Here is a 19,964-nt window from a genome sequence, read left to right as displayed (position 1 = left end):
ACCGCCGAGCACATCAAGAAGCAGGACATCGTGATCACCACCGCGCTGATCCCGGGCCGTCCGGCGCCGAAGCTGGTCTCGGGCGAGATGGTGAAGTCGATGAAGCCCGGCTCGGTGCTGGTCGATCTCGCGGTCGAGCGCGGCGGCAATGTCGAGGGCGCGAAGCCCGGCGAGGTGGTCGAGACCGACGGCATCAAGATCGTCGGCTACACCAATGTCGCCGGCCGGGTCGCGGCCTCGGCCTCCAGCCTCTACGCGCGCAACCTGTTCTCGTTCATCGAGACCATGGTCGACAAGGCCAGCAAGGCGCTCGCGGTCAACTGGGACGACGAGCTGGTGAAGGCCACCGCGCTGACCAAGGACGGCGCCGTCATCCATCCCAACTTCCAGCCGAAGTAAGGAGCCAAGCCATGGAGCATCTCGCGCAGGCCGTCGATCCCTTTGTGTTCCGGCTGTCGATCTTCGTGCTCGCCGTGTTCGTCGGCTATTTCGTGGTGTGGTCGGTGACGCCTGCGCTGCACACGCCGCTGATGAGCGTGACCAACGCGATCTCCTCGGTGATCGTGGTCGGTGCGCTGCTCGCGGTCGGCGTCGGCATGGTGTCGAGCGGCTCGGGCTGGGCCCGCGGCTTCGGCTTCGTGGCGCTGATCTTCGCCTGCGTGAACATCTTCGGCGGCTTCCTGGTCACCCAGCGCATGCTGGCGATGTACAAGAAGAAAGCCAAGTAAACGGCACACCTCGGGGTGATGTAAGGATTTGGGGGACCTGAGATGAGCGCCAATCTCTCTGCACTGTTGTATCTCGTGGCGGGGGTGCTGTTCATCCTGTCGCTGCGCGGGCTGTCGAGCCCGGCGTCGTCGCGCCAGGGCAACATGTTCGGCATGATCGGCATGGCGATCGCGGTCGGCACGACGCTTGCGGCCCATCCGCCGGCCGACGGCGTGGCCTGGCTGCTGGTGATCCTCGCGGTCGCGATCGGCGGCGGCATCGGTGCGGTGATCGCGCGCCGGGTGCCGATGACCTCGATGCCGGAGCTCGTCGCCGCGTTCCACTCGCTGGTCGGCATGGCCGCGGTGCTGGTCGCCGCCGGTGCGTTCTATGCGCCCGAGGCGTTCGACATCGGCACATCAGGCAACATCCATCCGCAGAGCCTGGTCGAGATGTCGCTCGGGGTTGCGATCGGCGCGTTGACCTTCACCGGCTCGGTGATCGCGTTCCTGAAGCTGTCGGCCAGGATGAGCGGTGCGCCGATCATCCTGCCGTTCCGCCACGTCATCAACATCGTGCTGGCGCTGGCGCTGGTGTTCTTCATCGTCGGTCTCGTGCTGTCGGGCAGCGCGTTCGACTTCTGGATGATCGTGATCCTGGCGCTGGCGCTCGGCGTCTTGATGATCATCCCGATCGGCGGCGCCGACATGCCGGTCGTGATCTCGATGCTGAACTCGTACTCCGGCTGGGCCGCGGCCGGCATCGGCTTCACGCTCGGCAACTCGGCGCTGATCATCACCGGCGCGCTGGTCGGATCAAGCGGCGCGATCCTGTCCTACATCATGTGCCACGCGATGAACCGCTCGTTCATCTCGGTGATCCTCGGCGGCTTCGGCGGCGAGACCGCGGCGGCCGGCGGCGGCTCCGGCGAGCAGAAGCCCGCAAAACTCGGCTCGGCCGACGACGCCGCCTTCATCATGAAGAACGCCTCCAAGGTCATCATCGTGCCCGGCTACGGCATGGCGGTGGCGCAGGCCCAGCACGCGCTGCGCGAGATGGCCGACCTTTTGAAGAAGGAAGGCGTCGAGGTGAAGTACGCCATCCACCCGGTGGCGGGCCGCATGCCCGGCCACATGAACGTGCTGCTGGCCGAGGCCAACGTGCCCTATGACGAGGTGTTCGAGCTCGAGGACATCAATTCGGAGTTCGCGCAGGCCGACATCGCGTTCGTGATCGGCGCCAACGACGTCACCAACCCGGCGGCCGAAGAGGACAAGACCTCGCCGATCTACGGCATGCCGGTGCTGCAGGTGTGGAAGGCCGGCACCGTGATGTTCATCAAGCGCTCGCTGGCGTCGGGCTATGCGGGCATCGACAATCCGCTGTTCTACCGCGACAACACCATGATGCTGCTCGGCGACGCCAAGAAGGTCACCGAGAACATCGTCAAGGCGATGTAGGACCGATCGCGATGGCGCTGAACCGGGACTGGCATCGCGCGCATCGCATGCCGCCCCGGGCGACGCGCGAACAGCGGATCGAGTGGCATGTCGCGCATGTGGCGGCCTGCGCCTGCCGTCCGGTTCCTGACAGCATCAAGGCTGACGTCGAGAAGCGGCGGAAGCTCCGCGGCAAAAAATAGCCGCGGTCACTGGTGATGACGCTGGCTCTCGCAATCCTGAAATGGCTCCTGGTCGCGGCAGTGGTCGTCTATCTGGGCGGGCTCGCGGTGCTGTACCTCAAGCAGCGTGACTTGCTGTTTCCGGCGCCGCCGGTCGGACGGACGGCACCGGCGGCCGCCGGTCTTCCGGACGCGGAGGAGCATGTCCTGACCACCGCCGACGGCGAGAAGGTCATCGTCTGGCACGTGCCGGCGAAGCCGGGCCGGCCGGTCGTGCTGTTCTTTCCCGGCAATGGCGATTTCCTTGCCGGCCGCGTGGCGCGCTTCAAGGCCATCACGGCCGACGGCACCGGGCTGGTGGCGCTGTCCTATCGCGGCTATGCCGGCTCGAGCGGATCTCCGAGCGAGCAGGGACTGCTTCAGGACGTCGCGGCGGCTTACGCCTTCGCCACCGCGCGCTACCGTGCCGAGCAGATCGTGGCCTGGGGATTCTCGCTCGGCACCGGCGTTGCGGTGGCGCTCGCCGCCGGGCATCCGGTCGGCAGGCTGATCCTGGAGGCGCCTTACACGTCGACGGTCGACGTCGCGGGCGCGCTGTTCTGGTATGTGCCGGTCAGCCTGCTGATGCGGGACCAATTCCATTCCGACCGGCGGATCACCGGCGTCAAGGCGCCGCTCCTGATCATGCATGGCACCGCCGATCCGGTGATCCCGATCCGTTTCGGCGAGTGCCTGTTCGGCCTCGCCCATGAGCCCAAGCAATTCGTGCGCCTGCCCGGTGGCGGGCATGACAATCTCGACGATTTCGGTGCGATGGCGATCGCAAGGCGGTTTATCGACGCCGCGGGAGGCTGACGGCGGCGATTGTCTGTCGCATACTCGCGCCAGTCGAATTGAGAGGTCGGACAATATGAGCGCACACGGACCGATGCCACGGTCGGCTTGGCTGTATCCCATTCTCGCGGTGTTGTTGTTCGCCGCGGTCTCGGCCTCAGGTTACGTCTTCGCGCCATCGGCGGGAGGCTGGCTGTTCGCGGCCGTGTTGCTCGTCATCCTGTTCGGCACCGTATTCGCGGCGGTCCACCACGCCGAAATGATCGCCGAGCGGATTGGCGAGCCATTCGGCACGCTGCTGCTGACGCTCGCGGTCACGATCATCGAGGTGGCGCTGATCGCGACCATCATGCTGGGCGACACCCCGGCGCCGACGCTGGCGCGCGACACCGTGTTCGCGGTGGTGATGATCGTCTGCAACGGCCTGGTCGGGCTCTGCATCTTCATTGGCGGCATCCGCTACCGCGAGCAGGATTTCCAGATCACCGGTGCCAACCTCTATCTCAGCGTGCTGTTCGTGCTCGCGACCATCACGCTGGACATGCCGAATTTCACCCTCACCGCGCCGGGACCGATGTATTCCACCGCCCAGCTCGCGGTGATCAGCGTCGTGACCCTGCTGCTCTATGCGGTGTTCCTGTACACCCAGACCATCCGCCACCGCGATTACTTCGTCAGCGGCGCCAATGAGGCGGCGGCGCATGGCGAGGTGATGTCGGACCGCGAGACGGCGATCAGCGTTGCCCTGCTGCTGGTGTCGCTGCTGGCGGTGGTGCTGCTGGCCAAGAAATTCTCGCTGGTGGTCGATGTCGTCACGGTCAAGATCGGCGCGCCGCCGGCCTTTGCGGGCTTGGTGGTGGCGGCCCTGATCCTGTTGCCGGAAAGCGTTGCCGCGGTATCGGCCGCGCGCAAGAACGACCTGCAGAAGAGCATCAACCTTGCGCTCGGCTCCTCGATCGCGACCATCGGGCTCACGGTTCCCGCCGTTGCCGTGGCCGCCTATGCGCTCGACAAGGAACTGGTGCTCGGCCTCAGCAACCAGCATATGCTGATCCTGCTGCTGACCTTCATGGTCAGCATGCTCACCTTCGGAACCGGTCGCACCAACATCCTGTTCGGGCTCGTTCACATGGTGGTGTTCGCGGTGTTCGTGTTCATGGTGTTCGTGCCGTAGCGCGCGATCCGTTCAAACAAGAAACTTGGAGACGTGACGATGCTCAGCGCCAAATCGGATGTTCAGGTCGATACCGCCGAGGTCCGTGTGACCGAGTGGCGGCTAGCGCCGGGCAGCGCAACCGGTCCGCATACCCACGAGATGGACTATGTCATCGTTCCGATCACCGCCGGCGAGATGACGATCGTGGCGCCGAACGGCGAGCGTTCCAAGGCCCAGCTTGGGGCCGGCAAGTCGTATTTCCGCAAAGCCGGGGTCCAGCACGATGTCCTCAACGAGACCGCCAGCGAGATCGTGTTCCTCGAGGTCGAACTCAAGCCCTGAGGCGGACCGGAACTCTGCAAAGTTCGAATAGCAGCTCCGAGCACGCGCCGTTGTGGAAATTCATAAGCCGTTAACGTCTGCACGATGATCTAAAAGCCGGACGCGGCCTTGCGCAGGGGACGCCTCCGGCTGAAACCAAAGTGACACCAAAGGTGACGTCGGAACGGGGGTTTGCCACCGATCCGACGCAGTTGATCCCTGAATGTGCCTCAAAGTTCCAGCATGAAATAAAGGGGCGGGGAGTGGCAGGTCATGCTGAGTTACCTGAAGAAATTTGTGATGGACATCTTGCCCTCGGTGGCGGCGACCATCATCGGGGCATACATCGTCAATCACTACATCGTGGCCAGGCCGGAAGCGCCGGCCACCGCTGCCGTGACCGCCGCCAAGACCGTTGAGAAGCCCGCCGAAAAGCCCACCGTCGTCAGCAGCCTCCCCGAAGCCGGCGTGAAGGCCAAGGGCATGTCCGAGCGCACGCTGATCGAGCGGTCGGCATCCGAGAAGGCCACCGTCACCGAGAAGCCCGCCGAGAAATCAGCCGACCTCAAGGCTGACGCACCCGCCGAGACGGCCAGCATCCCCGCTGATTCGCGTCATCACCAGGCGGCGCCGAAGGCGGTCGCGAAGGTGACGCCTGCGGCCGCACCGCAGCCTGTCGAGGCCGCAGTCGCGCCGGAGGAGAATCGCGACGCCAACGATCTCGCGCGTGCCGCCATCGAACGGCTGCGCAAGGAGCGTCCGCAAGAGGCTGCGCGTTCCCAGGATGCCGCGCGCTCTCAGGACGCTACGCGCTCCCAGGACGCACAGCGCACCGATCTCGCCCGTCTGCCCGAGGCGCAGCGTCCGCCGGCCACGTCGGCGATCCGGCCGCTGCCGCCCCCGATCATGGTGTCGAACCCGTCGGGTGAGAACGTCGATCAGTCCTCGCAGTCGCGGCCGCCCTACGCCGCCGACGCTCAGGCCAACGCCCAGGATTCGAATCGGTTGACGCCGCCGGCCGACATCCCGGTTCCGGTGTTGCAGGCCCCGCTCGATCTGCGCGCCGACGCCGTCATGCCGGTGCCCAAGAGCGAGCGCTCGTCGGTGACCGACGACATGTTCTCCGGCATGAAGTCGATGTTCCACGCCGTCCTGCCGAAATAATCCGAACCATCAGATCATGTTGAGCATGATCTGTTCGGAAAGCCGGTTTCCATCTTTCCGGATCGTGCTCTAGCCGCCGGTGCGGGCCAGCCCGTTGCGCGCGTTCCCGTCATTCGGCCGCAGCGCGAGCGCGCGACTGTAGGACGCCGCCGCCTTGGCTTTGTCGCCGAGCCGCTCGTAGGCCTGACCCCGCGCGGTCCACGCCGCAACGTTGTTGGGATCGGCCTGCACGGCTTCATCGAGGTCGGTGGCGGCTTCCTTGCCCCTGTCGAGTGCCAGGTAGCTCGTGGCGCGGCCGACCAGCGGCTCGGCCTTCTGGGGCGCCAGCCTGCTCGCCGCCGTGAAATCGTCGATCGCCTGCTGATGCTGGCCGCGGCCCTGATAGATCAGGGCACGGCCATACAGCGCCTGGATGTTGTAGGGATCGGCCGTCAGCGCCTGCTCGAACTCCGTCATCGCCTCATCGAGCTTGCCGGAATGCGCCAGCACCTGGCCACGCGTGACATGGTCCTTGGCGGTGCTGACGTCCTGCGGGGTAACCGCATCGGCGGCCGGCTTATCGGGGGTGGCAGCGGGCTTCGGCTTGTCGTCTGAGCCCCACGATCCCAGGTCGAAGGAGCAGCCCCCGAGCGGCAGACCGAGAACCACCGCGATGACGACGAGTTGCGCCGCGCGATGGCGTTGCGCTGATTTTGGGACGAGGGCGCGGGGGGCCGGAGCCTCCGTCATGCAAAATGCTCCAGCCGGTGATCTTGCATGGGTACCCCGGAACGCGGCCTGCTTCAAAACGACAACGCGGGCCCGGGGCCCGCGCTGTTAGGTATTCAGATCGGCAAAACGGTTCAGCGAGGGCCGCGACCAGCGCCTGCACCACCGGGACGGCCACCGCGATCGCCACCCGCACCAGCACCGAACACCGGCTTCGGCTTCATCGGCAGCAGGCCTTCGCGCTGCAGCTTCTTGCGCGCCAGCTTGCGCGCGCGGCGCACGGCTTCGGCCTTTTCGCGGGCCTTCTTCTCGGAGGGCTTTTCGTAGTGACCGCGGAGCTTCATCTCGCGGAAAATGCCCTCGCGCTGCATCTTCTTCTTCAGCGCCTTCAGGGCTTGGTCGACATTGTTATCGCGGACGAGAACCTGCACGCGGCATCCTCTTTTGAATTGATCGGTTCGGAATTCTGGCGAGGTGAAGGGGCGGCAAAAGGCCTGCCTCTAAACCCTAGGCGCGCGCATGTACCAGACAAACGCGCGGATGTCCACCGGTCGAGTGACTTTCGGGCCTAGTAAAGCCACGAAATGCGGCGAAAATGCCTTTGTGCAGCCCTGATTTGGGTGGTTTGGCGCCAGGATCGAGGCCGCTCCCGGAGTTTTTGATAACTCCGGACATTGGAAATAGGGGAGATGCCACATGGATATGAAGAAATACGCTGCCGAACTGATCGGTACGTTCTGGCTCACATTCGCTGGCTGCGGCAGCGCTGTCATCGCGGCCGGCTTTCCGCAGGTCGGAATCGGCCTCGTCGGCGTGTCACTGGCGTTCGGGTTGAGCGTCGTCACCATGGCCTATGCCATCGGCCATATCTCGGGATGTCACCTCAATCCGGCCGTGACGGTCGGGCTCGCCGCGGGCGGGCGTTTTCCGGGCGGCCAGGTGCTGCCCTACATCATCGCGCAGGTCGCCGGCGCGATCATCGCGGCCTGGCTGCTCTATGTGATCGCCAGCGGCGCACCCGGCTTCGATGTCAGCAAGGGCTTCGCCTCCAACGGCTATGATGCGCATTCGCCGGGCCAGTACAGCATGGTGGTGTGCTTCATCACCGAAGTGGTGATGACCATGATGTTCCTGTTCATCATCATGGGATCGACCCATGGCAAGGCGCCGGCCGGCTTCGCGCCGCTCGCGATCGGGCTCGCGCTGGTGATGATCCATCTCGTCAGCATTCCCGTCACCAACACCTCGGTGAACCCGGCGCGCAGCACCGGACCGGCGTTGTTCGTGGGCGGCTGGGCGCTGGGGCAGCTCTGGCTGTTCTGGGTTGCGCCCCTGATCGGCGGCGCGCTCGGCGGCGTGATCTATCGCTGGCTCAGCGACGAGCCCTCCGGCATCGTCGCCGGCGTGAAGACGGCCTGATCGGCGAATGGGATCGTGCTCGCACGATCCCATTTCCATCGATCAAGCGAAGGCGGCTGCCGGTTGGAGCTACGGCTTGCGGGGCGGCGTCACCTCGGTGACGTGGCCCATCTTGCGGCCGGGACGCGGCGTGCCCTTGCCGTACAGATGCACGGTGGCGCCGGGAACGGCGAGCCACTGCTCGTAGCTCAGGATGTCGTCGCCAATCAGGTTGGTCATGGTGACCTCGCCGTGGCGCACCGGCTTGCCGAGCGGCCAGCCGGCGATCGCGCGGATGTGCTGTTCGAACTGCGAGATCGAGGCGCCGTCGAGCGTCCAGTGACCGGAATTGTGCACGCGTGGTGCGATCTCGTTGACCAGCACCGTCGCGGTGCCGTTGCCGGGCACCACGAACATCTCGACCGCGAGCACGCCGACATAGTCGAGCGCCGCGGCGATCTTCTCGGCGATTGCCCGGGCCTGCGCGGCGAGCTCGTCGGGAATCGCAGCCGGTGCGCGGGAAACCTTCAATATGTGATCGCGGTGCTCGTTCTCGGTGACGTCGAAGCATTCGACCTCGCCCGACGCCGAGCGTGCCGCGATCACCGAGATTTCGCGCTCGAACGGCACGAAGGCCTCGAGGATGGCCGACTTGGTGCCGAGATCGTCCCAGACTTGGTCGAGGTCGTCGCCGGCGCGGATGATGGCCTGGCCCTTGCCATCATAACCGAAGCGGCGGGTCTTGATGACGGCAGGCAGGCCGATCCGTTCGATCGCGCTGCGTAGCGTGGCGACCGAGGAGACGTCGGCATAGGCGGCGGTGCCGATGCCGAGCTTGCTGACGAAATCCTTCTCGATCAGCCGGTCCTGCGTGGTCTCGAGGATCTTGTAGGCGGGCAGCACCGGGCGGCGTGCGGCCAGCACTATGGCAGTCGCGGCCGGCACGTTCTCGAACTCGTAGGTGACGACGTCGACGTCGTTGGCGAACAGTTCGAGCGCTTCGACATCGGCATATTCGGCGCAGGTCGCGTGCTGCACCACGTCGAAGGCCGGCGAATCCGGATCCGGTGAGAACACCTCGCAGCGCAGCCCAAGGCGCGCCGCGGCCATCGCCAGCATCCGGCCCAATTGGCCGCCGCCGAGGATTCCAATGGTGTCGCCCGGCTTCAGCTTCACTGGATGGGAAGCCGTCACGCCGAGCCCTCCGGTTGGTCCTTGACCGCGTCGGTCTGCTGCTTTCGCCAGGCCGCAAGCCGGGCCGACAAAGCGGGATCGTTCAGCGCGAGCACGCTTGCCGCGAGCAATGCGGCATTGATCGCGCCGGCTTTGCCGATCGCCAGCGTCCCGACCGGGATGCCGGCCGGCATCTGCACGATCGAATAGAGCGAATCGACGCCGGACAGCGCCTTGGATTCGACGGGAACTCCGAACACCGGAAGCTCCGTCAGCGCGGCGGTCATGCCCGGCAGGTGCGCGGCACCACCGGCGCCGGCAATGATCACCTTGTGGCCGGCCGCCTTGGCGCCCTTGGCAAAGGCATAGAGCCGATCCGGGGTGCGGTGGGCCGAAACAATGCGCGTTTCGCAGGCAATACCGAGCGCGGCCAGCGTCTCGGCGGCGTGGCGCATGGTTTCCCAGTCGGACTGGCTTCCCATGATGATGGCGATCGGAGCGGTCATCTCTTCAATTCTGTGCAGGAATCCAAAAGCATAGGCCGATTATAGGGGCGGCCCGGGCGGCATCCAAGGCGTGGCAAGGGAGTTAGAATGCACTATCCTGTCTTGGTGAATCCCGGCAAGCCTTCATAAGCAGGCCTCAACAAGGATGCGCATGAAGAAGAAGACGACGGCGGCCGCGTCCGGGGCGGCAAAACGACGGAAAGGCGCAGCTCCCGTGCGCAAATCCGCACCCGGCAAGACTGGAACCAAGCAGACTGGAACCAAGCAGGCCGGAACCAAGCGGGCAGGAACCAAGGCGGCTGGAGCGGAAGCTACCACGCGAGGTGCGGTCGCATCCGGCGACAAATCCACGATCCGCCGTCTGCGGGCGCAACTGGTGCGGGCCCAGGCCCGGATCGAGGAACTGCAAGCCTCCGCCGAGACCGACTTCCTGCTCGGCATCCTGAACCGCCGCGGTTTCGAGCGCGAACTCATCCGCTCGCTCTCCTTCATCAAGCGCTATCAGGCCTCCGGCGCGCTGATCGTGCTCGACGTCGACCGCCTCAAGCCGATCAACGATGCGTTCGGACATGCAGCCGGTGACGCGGTGCTGAAGACGATCGTCGCAGCGATATCGGACCAGGTGCGCGCTTCCGATGTGATCGGCCGGCTCGGCGGTGACGAGTTCGCCGTGCTGCTGTGGAATCTCAGCGAGATCGATGCCCGCGCCAAGGCCGCCGCGCTGGAACAGGCGATCGATCAACTCGCCTTCGTATTCCGTGGCAACCGTGTCACCGCTGGCGCCTCCGCGGGCGTCGCGATCATCACCGCACATTCCGATATCGACCGCGTCCTCGATGAGGCCGACCGTGCGATGTATGTACGCAAGGCACAGCGGCGCCACGAGCCTGGCGATCAATCCCAAGGCTAAAGCGCGCTCAAATCCTCCGGCACGTTGCCGTAGGCCCGCAGCAGCTTGGCGTCGCCGAATTCGCCGATCGCGGGGTCGCCGGTGCGGCTGAATGCGACGGCGCCGATGCTGCCGGGCATCCGCGACATCGTCTCGGCGCGGCGCAGCGCAATCGCCGAACTCTGGCATTCCTCGGCGTTGCCGGCGACCGGGGTGCCGTCGTCGTCCTGCATGAAAGGCAACGCGACGTAATAGGTAACATCGGCCATCGCTGTGCTCCCTGAGAAATCAGGCGGCGTCGCTCGCCGGCTGGGTCCGCGCCGGCACGCAGCCGGCGGTGATCGCGGCCTGCAATTCCTCCAGTTCGGCTTCGAGATATTCGTTGGCCATGATCAGGGCCTTGATGGTGCTACGCAGGTTGCCGTCGCACATCGCGATCGCCTGGTCGCAGGCCTTCTCGTAGCGGCTGTTGTCGGGCGGAGAAGGCGGAGCAGACATGGCGGGTTCCCTCTGATGGCTGGCGGCTGGATTGGTATGTTCTTATTTTGTTCCTCTGGAGTCAAGCGTCGAAAGCCGCGCGCGCGTCCATTGCCGCGAACGTGAAGCCGGCGTGGCGCTGTGGATGATGGGGAAAACCCTGGCCGCCCCTGAACTGGCGGGCCGCCGAACCCAACAGGCGTGCGTCAGGCGATGATGTCGGGCGTGATCTGGTCTTCGATGAAGGCGATGCGATCGCGCAATTGCAGCTTCCGCTTCTTTAGGCGTTGCAGCATCAGGAGATCCGGCGCCGGCGACTGATGCAGCGCGTCGATCGCGGCATCGAGGTCGCGGTGCTCTTGTTGCAGACGCGCAAGCTCGGCAAGGAGTTCGCGCTCATCCTGATCGTTCATGGTTGTGTATTAACTGGTAAGTACGACGAGGTTGTTGCGGCCGAAGCAGCGGTTCGCCGGAATATCGTCCCTGTGCGCGCGCCGCGCAAGCCGGACTGGTTCCATAATCACATTTGGTTACAGATAAACCGAAATGCGTGCGTGCGGCATATCGCGTCCCCTATCGACAGCACCGCCCACTTGTGTACACTTATTGGTCCGGATCGAACCTGAGGTTTAACGCACCGAGGAGTGTTCGCAATGGCAATACAGGCCCATCTCGTTGAGCTGGAGCGTAAGCACAAAATACTCGAGAACGAACTGCACGAAGCGCTCGTTCACCCCTCCGTAGACGACCTGCATATTTGCGAGCTGAAGCGCCGCAAACTGATGGTCAAGGACCAGATCGAGCGGTTGAAGCTTTCCGCCGACGACACGGTCCACTAAGTCAGCCCCCGCAAACTAGCGAATAGATTGGCCTTTCGCCGAGGGATGAACGCCGAAGCGCGCATCCCTCGGGGGCTATGCTGCATTTGCTCAGAGCCTCGCCAGATCGCCGACATGGTCGGCGACCGCGAGCGATGATGTCAGTCCGGGCGATTCGATCCCGAACAGGTTGATCAGGCCGGCGACGCCGTGGTCGGCCGGTCCCTGGATCAGGAAATCTTGGGTCGCGACCGCCGGCGGCACGATCTTGGGCCGGATTCCCGAATAGCTCGGCATCAGCGCGCCGTCCGGCAGGGTCGGCCAGTATCTCCGGATCGCCGGATAGAACCGCTCGGCCCGATCCGGATCGACGGCATAGTCGATGTGGTCGATCCATTCGACGTCGGGACCGAACCTTGCCTGGCCGGCCATGTCGAGCGTCAGGTGCACGCCGAGCCCGCCCGGTTCCGGCACCGGATAGATCAGCCGCGAGAACGGGGCTCGGGCGCTGCAACTGAAGTAGTTGCCCTTGGCCAGATAGGCCGTCGGTATCAGTTCGATCGGCATGCCTTCGATACCGCGCGCGACCGCGGTTGCACCCAGGCCCGCGGCATTGACCAGGAGATCGCAGGCGAGCGTCATCGGCGCCGCGCCGCCGGCCTCGACCTCGAACCCGTTTGCCGTGGCCCTGGCGTGGAGCAGCGGTGTATGGAAGGCGAATGCCGCGCCGGCCGCCTCGGCGTCGCCGCGCAGCGCCAGCATGTAGGCATGGCTGTCGATGATCCCGGTGGAGGGCGACAGCAGCGCCGCGTCGCAGTTCAGCGCCGGCTCCAGCGCGCGGGCGGCGTCGCCGGACAATACTTGCATGTCGTCGACGCCGTTGGCTGCGGCATGGGCCCGGATCGACTGTAGTTTCTCGGTCTCCGCGGGCGTGGTCGCGACGATCAGCTTGCCGCAATTCTTGTGCGGGACGCCGTGTTCGGCGCAGTAGCGGTAGAGCGCCCGCTTGCCGCTGACGCACATCCGCGCCATCAGGCTGCCGGCCTTGTAATAGATCCCGGCGTGGATCACCTCGCTGTTGCGCGACGAGGTCACGGTGCCGATCCCTTCGGCCTCCTCGATCACAATGACTTCGCGGCCGGCCTGTGCCAGCCGGCGCGCCACCGCGAGGCCGATCACCCCCGCACCGACGACCACGCAATCAACCTTGTCCATCTCGTCCTTCAGGTCCTGAAATTTTCGCGCGGCCACCGGCTCGCCGTCGTGCGCCAGCATCGTTCTGCCGATCCGTTCGTTTTGGGCAAGTGGTTGGGCCATCTCAATTAGTCGGGGAGCCATGTCCTGTTAGCGGAGCATTAATCATGTCAGGGCAATTGCCGTAAATTGAGTCACATTTTCAGGTTGCGTTGGTGCCTGTTTACCCGATCCAAACCGCAGGAGCCGGACACTCGCCCCCGAAATCCGCGGGTGATTGATGGCTGGCAGAAAGTGGCAGGCGGGCGGGAAGAATTCGATTCCGGCAAGGGTCGTCTTTTGCCTGGTTGCCGCTGTTGCGCCTGCCGCCACGGCCCGGGCCGCCTCCAACGCGTTCGCACCGTCGAGCTATCTCGGTGACCTCGATCCCGGCGTGGTCTGGGAGCTGTTGATCGGCAGCGTGGTGGTTGCCTCGTTCCTCGGCGCGATCGGGCTCTGGATCCTCTCGGCACTGCGCAAGGCCCGACGCGCCCAATTGCGGCGCAACGCCTTCGTCTCCTCGGCCCTCAATCATCTGAACCAGGGCGTGGTGATGACCGATGTGCGCGAGCGCATCGTATTTTGCAACGATCGCTATCTCGAGATCTACGGCCTGTCGCGCGCCGATATCAGGCGCAACATGACGGGCACCGAGTTGCTGGAGCTGCGCCGCGACCGTGGCGTGCTCGACGTCAGCGCCGAGGATTTCTTTGCCAGGGCGGCGGCCCCGGACGGGCTGGTCACGGAACTGCCGGGCGGCAGGTCGGTGCTGGTGAGATATTTTCCGCTGCCGAACGGCGGCTCGGTCGCGACCCATCTCGATTGCACCGACCAGCGCAAGCTGTCGCGCAAGCTCGCTTCGACCACGCAATTCCTGGAATCGGTGCTCGACAACGTTCCGGTCTGCGTTGCGGCCAAGAACATCGAGGACGGCCGCTACATCTTCGCCAACCGCGCATTCGAGCGGTTCTCCCGTTTCTCGCGCGACCACATCGTGGGCAAGCGCGCCGACGAGATCTTCCGACCCGAGACCGCGACCAGCATCGAGGCCGCCGACCGTGCGGCGCTGAATGCGCCGGAAGGCTATCATCGCAGCGAATTCGTGGTCGAACGCGGTTCGCAGAAGCGCGTCCTCGCGTCCAACCGGGTCGTTGCCCGCAACGAGACCGGCAAGCCGGAATTCCTGATCGCGCTGTTCGACGACGTCACCGACCGCCGCTCGCTGTCGCGCGAACTCGAGAACAGCAAGAAATTCCTCGAACTCGTGGTCGACAACATCCCGGTCTCGCTGATCGTGCAGCGTGTCAGCGACGGCCGCTATCTGCTGGCCAACCGCAGCGCCGAGACGATCCTCAACCGCCGCCGCGAGGATGCCGCTGGCCTGACCGCCGCCGACATTTTCAACCAGCGCGAAGCCAAACTGATCATCGCCCGCGATGAGGCTGCGATCCGCAAGCGCAGCATGATCGCGGAGGAGCACCCGATCTCGACCAAGGATGGCCTGCGGCTGTTCCTGACCCGCCGCATGACCGTGCTCGACGACGCCGGCGAGCCGCAATACCTGATCAAGACCCATGAGGACGTCACCGACCGGCGCCAGACCGAGTCGCGGATGGCGCACATGGCCTATCATGACGGCCTGACCGACCTGCCGAACCGCGCTGCTTTCCTCCAGGCGCTGACCCAGATGATCGAAGCCTGCGCCGGCACCGACGAGGAGTTCGCCGTGCTCTGCGTCGACCTCGACGGGTTGAAGGAGATCAACGACGTCTATGGTCATGCGACCGGCGACAAGGTGTTGATCGAGGTCGCGCAGCGGCTGCAAGGTGCGGCGCGCGGTGGCGTGGTGGCGCGGCTGTCGGGCGACGAATTCGGCCTCATCATCGACGGCAAGCAGCCCGCCGCGGGCATCGCACTGGCCGAACAGGCGGCCGAGGCGCTCGGGCAGGACTTCGCGATCGACGGCAAGTCGGTGCGGACCGGCCTGACCACCGGCATAGCGGTGTTCCCGCACAACGGCTCCGACGCGGCGTCGCTGCTGGCCAATTCCGGCGCGGCGCTGTTCCGCGCCAAGGCGAAGTCGCGCGGCACGATCTCGCTGTTCGAGCCGGACATGGACCAGCAGATCCGCGATCGCCGCGTGCTGCACCAGGAGCTGTCGGTCGCGATCAAGAACGGCGAATTGTCGCTCTACTACCAGCCGCAGGCCGTCGCAGGCGCGAGCGTCGCGGCCAGCGAAATCATCGGCTTCGAGGCGTTGGCGCGCTGGCACCATCCGGTGCGCGGCTTCGTGCCGCCCGGCGACTTCATTCCGATCGCCGAGGAAAGCGGCCTGATCGTCGAGATGGGCGAATGGATCCTGCGCGAAGCCTGCCGGGAGGCCGCCTCATGGACGGTTCCGCTGCAGGTCGCGGTGAACCTGTCGCCGGCGCAATTCACCCATGGCGACCTCGTCGGCCTGGTCCATTCGATCCTGCTGGAGACCGGGCTCACCCCGGACCGGCTCGAACTCGAAATCACCGAAGGCGTGCTGATCGAGGATTTCGACCGCGGCCTGTCGCTGCTGCGGCGGCTGAAGGCGCTCGGCGTCCGCATTTCGATGGATGATTTCGGCAGCGGTTATTCCTCGCTGAGCTATCTGCAGGCGTTCCCGTTCGACAAGATCAAGATCGACCGCGCCTTCGTCATCAACCTTGGCCGCAACCCGCAATCGGCCGCGATCGTGCGCGCGGTGATCGATCTCGGCCACGGCCTCGAGATGTCGATCGTCGCCGAAGGCGTCGAGACCGAGGCGCAGCTCGGCTTCCTCTCCGAAGAAGGCTGCGACGCGGTGCAGGGCTATCTGATCGGCCGGCCGGCCCCGATCGGCCAATTTGCCGCGCTGGTCGGCGGCGAGGCCCCCGCCGAAATCGTGCTCAAGGCCGGGTAGATTGGCCTGATCCGCCGGTCCGCGCTGGACCGATGCGCTTGCCATCCGCTCCGTCGGCCATTACATCATGGACCGTCAACATCGTTTCAGCCGAGAAAGGAGGGCTGCGTCGTGGCGACATTTCTCGATCACCACTTCAGGCGTGGCCCCGTCAACGCCCTGCAAATGCGTTTGCAGGGCTGACCGGAAACTCGCGTAAAATCTCTTCCTGGTCTGCCCTTCGTGGCCGTGCGGCATCGAGCGTCTGAGCGTTCGTGCCCGCACATGAATCCCTCGCCGCGCTTCGACACACGCATCCGATGGCTGGACGCCTCGGGATGTCGTGATGGCCGGCAAGACCAGAGAACGATCGTGACCCTCCTCAATCTACGCAATCTCGGCGTGACGCTGAACGCGCCGCTGTTTTCCGAACTGAACCTTGTCGTCAACGCCGGTGACCGGATCGGCCTCGTGGCCGCCAACGGGCGCGGCAAATCCACGCTGCTGCGCTGCATCGCCGGTGCGATGGAGCCGAACGAAGGCGACATCACCCGTGCCCGCGGATTGACCGTCGGCCATGTCGAGCAGGATGCGCCAGCGCGGCTGCTGGATGCACCGTTCCATGCCGCCGTGCTCGAAGCGCTGCCCGCCGAGCAGCGCGCCAGCGAAGGCTGGCGGGTCGACGTCGCCCTGCAATCGCTCGACGTGCCCAACGAGCTGTGGGAGAGGCCGCTGAAGCAGCTGAGCGGCGGCTGGCTGCGGTTTGCGCTGCTGGCGCGCACGCTGGTGACCGAGCCGGACCTGCTGCTGCTCGACGAGCCGACCAACCATCTCGACCTCGCCAAGATCAACAGGCTCGAAGCCTGGCTGAACACGCTGCCGCGCGAGATGCCGGTGGTGATCGCAAGCCATGATCGGGCTTTCCTCGACGCCGTCACCAACCGGACGCTGTTCCTGCGCCCGGAGCGCTCGCAGCTGTATGCGTTGCCCTACACCGCGGCGCGCGCGGCGGTCGATGAGTTCGATGCCTCCGACGAGCGGCGCTATCAGCGCGACATGAAGGCCGTCCGGCAGCTCCGGCAGCAGGCCGCGAAGCTCAACAACCTCGGCATCAACTCCGGCAGCGACCTGCTGCTGTCGAAGACCAAGCAGCTGAAGCAGCGCGCCGAGAAACTGGAGGAGGCGACGAAGCCCGCGCATGTCGAGCGCTCGGCGGGAACCATCAGGCTCGCCAATCGCGACACCCATGCCAAGGTTCTGGTCAGGCTCAACAACGCCGCGATCACCACGCCCGACGGCCGGCTGTTGTTCAGGACCGGCCAGCAGTTCATCTGCAAGGGCGACCGCATCGCGTTGCTCGGGCCGAACGGCGCCGGCAAGACGAGGTTCGTCGCGGCGCTGCGGCTGGCAATCGAGACCCCGGAGGCGGCAGCACCCGAGATCAGGGCCACCGAGTCATTGGTGCTCGGCTATTGCGACCAGGCGCTGGCCGACCTCACAGACAGCGACACGCCGATGCAGATGCTGACGCGGCGCTTCGAGGTCGGCGACCAGCGTGCGCGTGGTCTGCTCGCCGGCGCCGGTCTCTCGATCGAGATGCAGGGCCGTCCGATCGGGCGGCTATCGGGCGGCCAGAAGGCGCGCCTCGGCATGCTGGTGCTGCGGCTGACCCAGCCGAACTTCCATCTGCTCGACGAGCCGACCAACCATCTCGATATCGAGGGCCAGGAGACGCTGGAGGAGGAGCTGATGGAGCAGCAGGCCAGCTGCCTGCTGGTGTCGCATGACCGCCAGTTCGTGCGGTCGGTGGCCAACCGGTTCTGGGTGATCGAAGGCAGGAAGCTGGTCGAGGTCGATGGACCCGAACACTTCTTCGCCTCCGTCGGAGCTGGCTGACACAGCGCCGCGGCTGCACGCGGCCAAAATATCGAAAACAACCCCATGCAAAGGCGGCGGCCGGCGTTCGACGAGTCAACTTGACACGTCGGGCAACTCAGGGATATATTTCCAATAATCAGAAATCGTGTGAAGAAACGGGAATAGCCGCGACAGCGGCTATTGCCGTGCCGCCTCCTGCGACCAGGCGAGGTCGCGCCGCGACGGCCGCCGATGCAGCCGTTCCGAGATCAGGCCGGTTGCTTGCCGGCCCTGGCCGGCGCGCAGGCATGCGACGATGAAAGTGTCTTCCCACAATTCACGTTGTGCGTGACTGCCGCCGATCCGCACCAGTTCCGGCATCAACGGCGCCAGGATGCGCACGGCGTTGTCGTGGTCGCCGGCGGCGAAGGCCGCGATGCCGCGGCCGAGCCCGATCGCGGCGGGGCCGGGCGCGAGCTTGCCATCGGCGTCGCGCGCCGCCATCTCGGCCAGCCGCGCCTCCAGCGCATCGTTATTCGTCGTGGCCGCGACCAGCGCGTGGTGCACGTCGGCGAAATGCGCGCCGGCCCTGGGGAAGTAGCCGTCGCCATAGGCGGCGACATCCTTCCAGTGCGCGTCGAGACCGGTCTTGCCGGCGACCGACAGCCGCCACAGCAGCGAGGCCGTGTCGGTGTAGATATTGAGCGGCGGATAGGGCCGGTTGGCCGGCTTGATGTGCTGCTCGTAGATCTCGAGCGCACTGTCGGCATCGCCTTCCTCGATCGCGATCAGAGCGAGGTGCCAGGCGAGATGGCCTTGCAGGAAGCTGGTGCGATCATTCGCCGGCAGCCACGCAGAGAGGAAGCTGCGGCCTTCCGCCGCGTCGCCCTGCTCGAACAGCGCGTGCGCCACCGCGTGCGCGGCGCCGGCATTCTCCGGCTTCAGCGCATAGCCGCGCTCGGTGACGGCGCGACCCGAGACGAGCTCGCCGGCCTCGGTCTTCGACCAGCCGAGATAGGTGAGGAACCACCAGTCGTCGCCATAGTCGCCGGTGTAGCGTTCGCAGATCGTGAGCCGGGCCGCGTCGTGGTCGGACCGGCCGGAGAAGGCATAGAGGCCGAAGGCGCCGAGCAACAGCGAGAGGATCTGCGCATCGCGCGGATATTCGCTCAGATGTTGTTCGGCTGCCGTCATCGCCTTCTTGCCCTGGCCCTCGATCACCGACGCGATGATCTCGATGTGCTGACGCTCGCGTGGGCTCGTGGCCGCCGCGAGCCGCCGAGCATCGGCGGCCTTGGCGCGGGCCTGGGCGCCTTCCATGTTGAGCTGGTGGACGCGCGCGCGCCCCAGATGGGCGAGCGCGAAATCCGGGTCCTCGGCGATGGCTGCCTCGAACGCGGCATCGGCGCCGTGCAGCGCCGCCAGCATGCGATCGACGCCGTCGATGTAATGTGCAGCGGCGCGCTCCGAGCGCGTGGTGAGCGGCAGGGCGTAGCGGTCATGGATCATCGGTTGTCCTCCCGAGTTTGGCTGTGAAGTCTAGCAGAGGTGCGCGCGCCGACAATATTGCGGGAGATGTTCTTGAAGCGGTTGAGCCGCTGGCGATCCGCCGCTAGCTTGCGGCCATTGTCGAACCGGCGGGGAATCGGGGCTATTGGACGTGACATTGGACGAAGCGAGTGCGGAGGCGACGCGGCCGTTGCCCGAACCGGCCATCTCGGACCTGCCGCTGCTGCGGATCGAGGGTGTCGCCAAATCGTTCGGCAATTTCCGCGCGGTCGACCAGCTCTCGCTCGATATCCGCGCCGGCGAGTTCTTCGCGCTGCTCGGCCCGAGCGGCTGCGGCAAGACCACGCTGCTGCGCATGCTCGCCGGCTTCGAGACCCCGGACGAGGGCCGCATCCTGCTCGGCGGCAGCGACATCGCCCAGGTGCTGCCGCACGAGCGGCCCGTCAACATGATGTTCCAGAACTATGCGCTGTTTCCGCATCTGTCGGTGCGCGACAACATCGCGTTCGGCCTGAAGCGTGCCGGCATGGCGCGCGCCGACATTGCGACCCGCGTCGCGGAGATGGTCGCGCTCGTCAAGCTCGAGGGGCTCGAGAAGCGCAAGCCCGACCAGCTCTCCGGCGGACAGCGGCAGCGCGTGGCGCTGGCGCGCGCCTTCCTGGCGGATGCGCCGATCCTGATCCT

22 protein-coding genes and 1 pseudogene are annotated in these 19,964 nt (G+C 65.7%); 14 read left to right on the top strand and 9 right to left on the bottom strand.

From position 1 onward, the window contains the following. The 8 genes and pseudogenes from B2W55_RS05275 to B2W55_RS05240 form a co-directional block, all read left to right on the top strand. A pseudogene (locus B2W55_RS05275) lies at window positions 1-399 on the top strand (NAD(P)(+) transhydrogenase (Re/Si-specific) subunit alpha); the annotation flags it as partial. A gap of 11 nt (window positions 400-410) precedes the next feature. Further along, complete coding sequence (locus tag B2W55_RS05270) at window positions 411-728, top strand: proton-translocating transhydrogenase family protein (RefSeq protein ID WP_016841609.1); 318 nt, start codon at window positions 411-413, stop codon at window positions 726-728. A gap of 42 nt (window positions 729-770) precedes the next feature. Next, the gene (locus tag B2W55_RS05265) at window positions 771-2,168 is read left to right on the top strand and encodes an NAD(P)(+) transhydrogenase (Re/Si-specific) subunit beta (RefSeq protein WP_100554770.1); all 1,398 of its coding nucleotides are present in this window, start codon (window positions 771-773) and stop codon (window positions 2,166-2,168) included. Between the two features lie 11 nt (window positions 2,169-2,179). Continuing rightward, on the top strand, window positions 2,180-2,350 hold the full coding sequence (locus tag B2W55_RS05260) for a hypothetical protein (RefSeq protein WP_168200189.1): 171 nt from the start codon (window positions 2,180-2,182) through the stop codon (window positions 2,348-2,350). 15 nt (window positions 2,351-2,365) lie between these two features. Further along, the gene (locus B2W55_RS05255; protein ID WP_024583693.1) at window positions 2,366-3,184 is read left to right on the top strand and encodes an alpha/beta hydrolase; all 819 of its coding nucleotides are present in this window, start codon (window positions 2,366-2,368) and stop codon (window positions 3,182-3,184) included. A 55-nt stretch (window positions 3,185-3,239) separates the two neighbouring features. Beyond that, window positions 3,240-4,337 carry a calcium:proton antiporter gene (locus tag B2W55_RS05250; protein ID WP_024583694.1) on the top strand — a complete coding sequence of 366 codons (1,098 nt, stop codon included), beginning with the start codon at window positions 3,240-3,242 and terminating at the stop codon, window positions 4,335-4,337. Window positions 4,338-4,376: 39 nt separating this feature from the next. Further along, window positions 4,377-4,661, top strand: coding sequence for a cupin domain-containing protein (locus tag B2W55_RS05245; protein WP_024583695.1), 285 nt, complete (start codon window positions 4,377-4,379; stop codon window positions 4,659-4,661). Between the two features lie 252 nt (window positions 4,662-4,913). Continuing rightward, window positions 4,914-5,804 carry a hypothetical protein gene (locus tag B2W55_RS05240; protein WP_024583696.1) on the top strand — a complete coding sequence of 297 codons (891 nt, stop codon included), beginning with the start codon at window positions 4,914-4,916 and terminating at the stop codon, window positions 5,802-5,804. A gap of 69 nt (window positions 5,805-5,873) precedes the next feature. Here the strand turns inward: B2W55_RS05240 and B2W55_RS05235 are convergent, their stop codons facing one another. Then, on the bottom strand, window positions 5,874-6,533 hold the full coding sequence (locus tag B2W55_RS05235; RefSeq protein ID WP_024583697.1) for a tetratricopeptide repeat protein: 660 nt from the start codon (window positions 6,531-6,533) through the stop codon (window positions 5,874-5,876). A 113-nt stretch (window positions 6,534-6,646) separates the two neighbouring features. Continuing rightward, on the bottom strand, window positions 6,647-6,943 hold the full coding sequence (gene rpsU / locus B2W55_RS05230) for a 30S ribosomal protein S21 (RefSeq protein WP_024583698.1): 297 nt from the start codon (window positions 6,941-6,943) through the stop codon (window positions 6,647-6,649). Between the two features lie 265 nt (window positions 6,944-7,208). Between rpsU and aqpZ the strand changes: the two genes are divergently transcribed. Beyond that, window positions 7,209-7,931: an aquaporin Z gene (gene aqpZ, locus B2W55_RS05225; protein ID WP_024583699.1), complete on the top strand. Its 723-nt coding sequence runs from the start codon at window positions 7,209-7,211 to the stop codon at window positions 7,929-7,931. Between the two features lie 69 nt (window positions 7,932-8,000). Here the strand turns inward: aqpZ and B2W55_RS05220 are convergent, their stop codons facing one another. Together B2W55_RS05220 and purE are read right to left on the bottom strand one after the other, a co-directional pair. Further along, window positions 8,001-9,104, bottom strand: a complete 1,104-nt coding sequence (locus tag B2W55_RS05220; RefSeq protein ID WP_024583700.1) for a 5-(carboxyamino)imidazole ribonucleotide synthase — start codon at window positions 9,102-9,104, stop codon at window positions 8,001-8,003. Next, complete coding sequence (gene purE / locus B2W55_RS05215) at window positions 9,101-9,589, bottom strand: 5-(carboxyamino)imidazole ribonucleotide mutase (protein ID WP_024583701.1); 489 nt, start codon at window positions 9,587-9,589, stop codon at window positions 9,101-9,103. The genes B2W55_RS05220 and purE overlap by 4 nt, the downstream gene beginning before the upstream one ends. 145 nt (window positions 9,590-9,734) lie before the next feature. Here purE and B2W55_RS05210 point away from each other — a divergent pair, with 145 nt between their 5' ends. Next, window positions 9,735-10,499, top strand: coding sequence for a GGDEF domain-containing protein (locus B2W55_RS05210; RefSeq protein ID WP_029879812.1), 765 nt, complete (start codon window positions 9,735-9,737; stop codon window positions 10,497-10,499). Here B2W55_RS05210 and B2W55_RS05205 read toward each other — a convergent pair. The 3 genes from B2W55_RS05205 to B2W55_RS05195 all read right to left on the bottom strand — a co-directional run bounded on the left by B2W55_RS05205 (window position 10,496) and on the right by B2W55_RS05195 (window position 11,368). After that, window positions 10,496-10,747 (bottom strand): hypothetical protein, encoded by a 252-nt coding sequence (locus tag B2W55_RS05205; protein ID WP_024583703.1) that lies wholly within the window; start codon window positions 10,745-10,747, stop codon window positions 10,496-10,498. The genes B2W55_RS05210 and B2W55_RS05205 overlap by 4 nt on opposite strands. A gap of 19 nt (window positions 10,748-10,766) precedes the next feature. Beyond that, window positions 10,767-10,976, bottom strand: a complete 210-nt coding sequence (locus B2W55_RS05200) for a hypothetical protein (RefSeq protein WP_024583704.1) — start codon at window positions 10,974-10,976, stop codon at window positions 10,767-10,769. Window positions 10,977-11,161: 185 nt separating this feature from the next. Further along, window positions 11,162-11,368 carry a YdcH family protein gene (locus B2W55_RS05195; RefSeq protein ID WP_024583705.1) on the bottom strand — a complete coding sequence of 69 codons (207 nt, stop codon included), beginning with the start codon at window positions 11,366-11,368 and terminating at the stop codon, window positions 11,162-11,164. Between the two features lie 240 nt (window positions 11,369-11,608). Here B2W55_RS05195 and B2W55_RS05190 point away from each other — a divergent pair, with 240 nt between their 5' ends. Next, entirely contained in the window at window positions 11,609-11,794 is a 186-nt protein-coding gene (locus tag B2W55_RS05190) for a YdcH family protein (RefSeq protein ID WP_024583706.1), read from the top strand. A 90-nt stretch (window positions 11,795-11,884) separates the two neighbouring features. Here B2W55_RS05190 and B2W55_RS05185 read toward each other — a convergent pair whose 3' ends face one another. Next, window positions 11,885-13,048, bottom strand: coding sequence for an NAD(P)/FAD-dependent oxidoreductase (locus B2W55_RS05185; protein WP_160306640.1), 1,164 nt, complete (start codon window positions 13,046-13,048; stop codon window positions 11,885-11,887). Between the two features lie 199 nt (window positions 13,049-13,247). Between B2W55_RS05185 and B2W55_RS05180 the strand changes: the two genes are divergently transcribed. Continuing rightward, window positions 13,248-15,935 carry a sensor domain-containing protein gene (locus B2W55_RS05180; protein WP_024583708.1) on the top strand — a complete coding sequence of 896 codons (2,688 nt, stop codon included), beginning with the start codon at window positions 13,248-13,250 and terminating at the stop codon, window positions 15,933-15,935. A gap of 351 nt (window positions 15,936-16,286) precedes the next feature. Next, a complete protein-coding gene (locus tag B2W55_RS05175) occupies window positions 16,287-17,810 on the top strand; it encodes an ABC-F family ATP-binding cassette domain-containing protein (protein WP_024583709.1) in 1,524 nt (507 codons plus the stop codon). Window positions 17,811-17,969: 159 nt separating this feature from the next. Here the strand turns inward: B2W55_RS05175 and B2W55_RS05170 are convergent, their stop codons facing one another. Continuing rightward, window positions 17,970-19,199 carry a tetratricopeptide repeat protein gene (locus B2W55_RS05170; RefSeq protein WP_080890840.1) on the bottom strand — a complete coding sequence of 410 codons (1,230 nt, stop codon included), beginning with the start codon at window positions 19,197-19,199 and terminating at the stop codon, window positions 17,970-17,972. 238 nt (window positions 19,200-19,437) lie between these two features. On the opposite strand from B2W55_RS05170, the gene B2W55_RS05165 reads away from it, so the two are divergent. Next, window positions 19,438-19,964: ABC transporter ATP-binding protein (locus B2W55_RS05165; protein WP_291532186.1), on the top strand; the 527-nt coding region annotated here is incomplete at its 3' end.

The organism is Bradyrhizobium sp. UBA2491 (assembly GCF_002341725.1).
GTDB lineage: Bacteria > Pseudomonadota > Alphaproteobacteria > Rhizobiales > Xanthobacteraceae > Bradyrhizobium.
Note: the sequence above shows the minus strand (reverse complement) of the source record. Positions and strands in the feature narration are given on the sequence as shown.

Bases quoted from the DNA above. Each gene is read 5' to 3' on its own strand.
- B2W55_RS05270 (WP_016841609.1), top strand. From the start codon at position 411: ATGGAGCATCTCGCGCAGGCCGTCGATCCCTTTGTGTTCCGGCTGTCG.
- B2W55_RS05265 (WP_100554770.1), top strand. From the start codon at position 771: ATGAGCGCCAATCTCTCTGCACTGTTGTATCTCGTGGCGGGGGTGCTG.
- B2W55_RS05260 (WP_168200189.1), top strand. From the start codon at position 2,180: ATGGCGCTGAACCGGGACTGGCATCGCGCGCATCGCATGCCGCCCCGG.
- B2W55_RS05255 (WP_024583693.1), top strand. From the start codon at position 2,366: ATGACGCTGGCTCTCGCAATCCTGAAATGGCTCCTGGTCGCGGCAGTG.
- B2W55_RS05250 (WP_024583694.1), top strand. From the start codon at position 3,240: ATGAGCGCACACGGACCGATGCCACGGTCGGCTTGGCTGTATCCCATT.
- B2W55_RS05245 (WP_024583695.1), top strand. From the start codon at position 4,377: ATGCTCAGCGCCAAATCGGATGTTCAGGTCGATACCGCCGAGGTCCGT.
- B2W55_RS05240 (WP_024583696.1), top strand. From the start codon at position 4,914: ATGCTGAGTTACCTGAAGAAATTTGTGATGGACATCTTGCCCTCGGTG.
- B2W55_RS05235 (WP_024583697.1), bottom strand. From the start codon at position 6,533: ATGACGGAGGCTCCGGCCCCCCGCGCCCTCGTCCCAAAATCAGCGCAA.
- aqpZ (WP_024583699.1), top strand. From the start codon at position 7,209: ATGGATATGAAGAAATACGCTGCCGAACTGATCGGTACGTTCTGGCTC.
- purE (WP_024583701.1), bottom strand. From the start codon at position 9,589: ATGACCGCTCCGATCGCCATCATCATGGGAAGCCAGTCCGACTGGGAA.
- B2W55_RS05210 (WP_029879812.1), top strand. From the start codon at position 9,735: ATGCGCATGAAGAAGAAGACGACGGCGGCCGCGTCCGGGGCGGCAAAA.
- B2W55_RS05205 (WP_024583703.1), bottom strand. From the start codon at position 10,747: ATGGCCGATGTTACCTATTACGTCGCGTTGCCTTTCATGCAGGACGAC.
- B2W55_RS05200 (WP_024583704.1), bottom strand. From the start codon at position 10,976: ATGTCTGCTCCGCCTTCTCCGCCCGACAACAGCCGCTACGAGAAGGCC.
- B2W55_RS05195 (WP_024583705.1), bottom strand. From the start codon at position 11,368: ATGAACGATCAGGATGAGCGCGAACTCCTTGCCGAGCTTGCGCGTCTG.
- B2W55_RS05190 (WP_024583706.1), top strand. From the start codon at position 11,609: ATGGCAATACAGGCCCATCTCGTTGAGCTGGAGCGTAAGCACAAAATA.
- B2W55_RS05185 (WP_160306640.1), bottom strand. From the start codon at position 13,048: ATGCTGGCGCACGACGGCGAGCCGGTGGCCGCGCGAAAATTTCAGGAC.
- B2W55_RS05180 (WP_024583708.1), top strand. From the start codon at position 13,248: ATGGCTGGCAGAAAGTGGCAGGCGGGCGGGAAGAATTCGATTCCGGCA.
- B2W55_RS05170 (WP_080890840.1), bottom strand. From the start codon at position 19,199: ATGCTGGCGGCGCTGCACGGCGCCGATGCCGCGTTCGAGGCAGCCATC.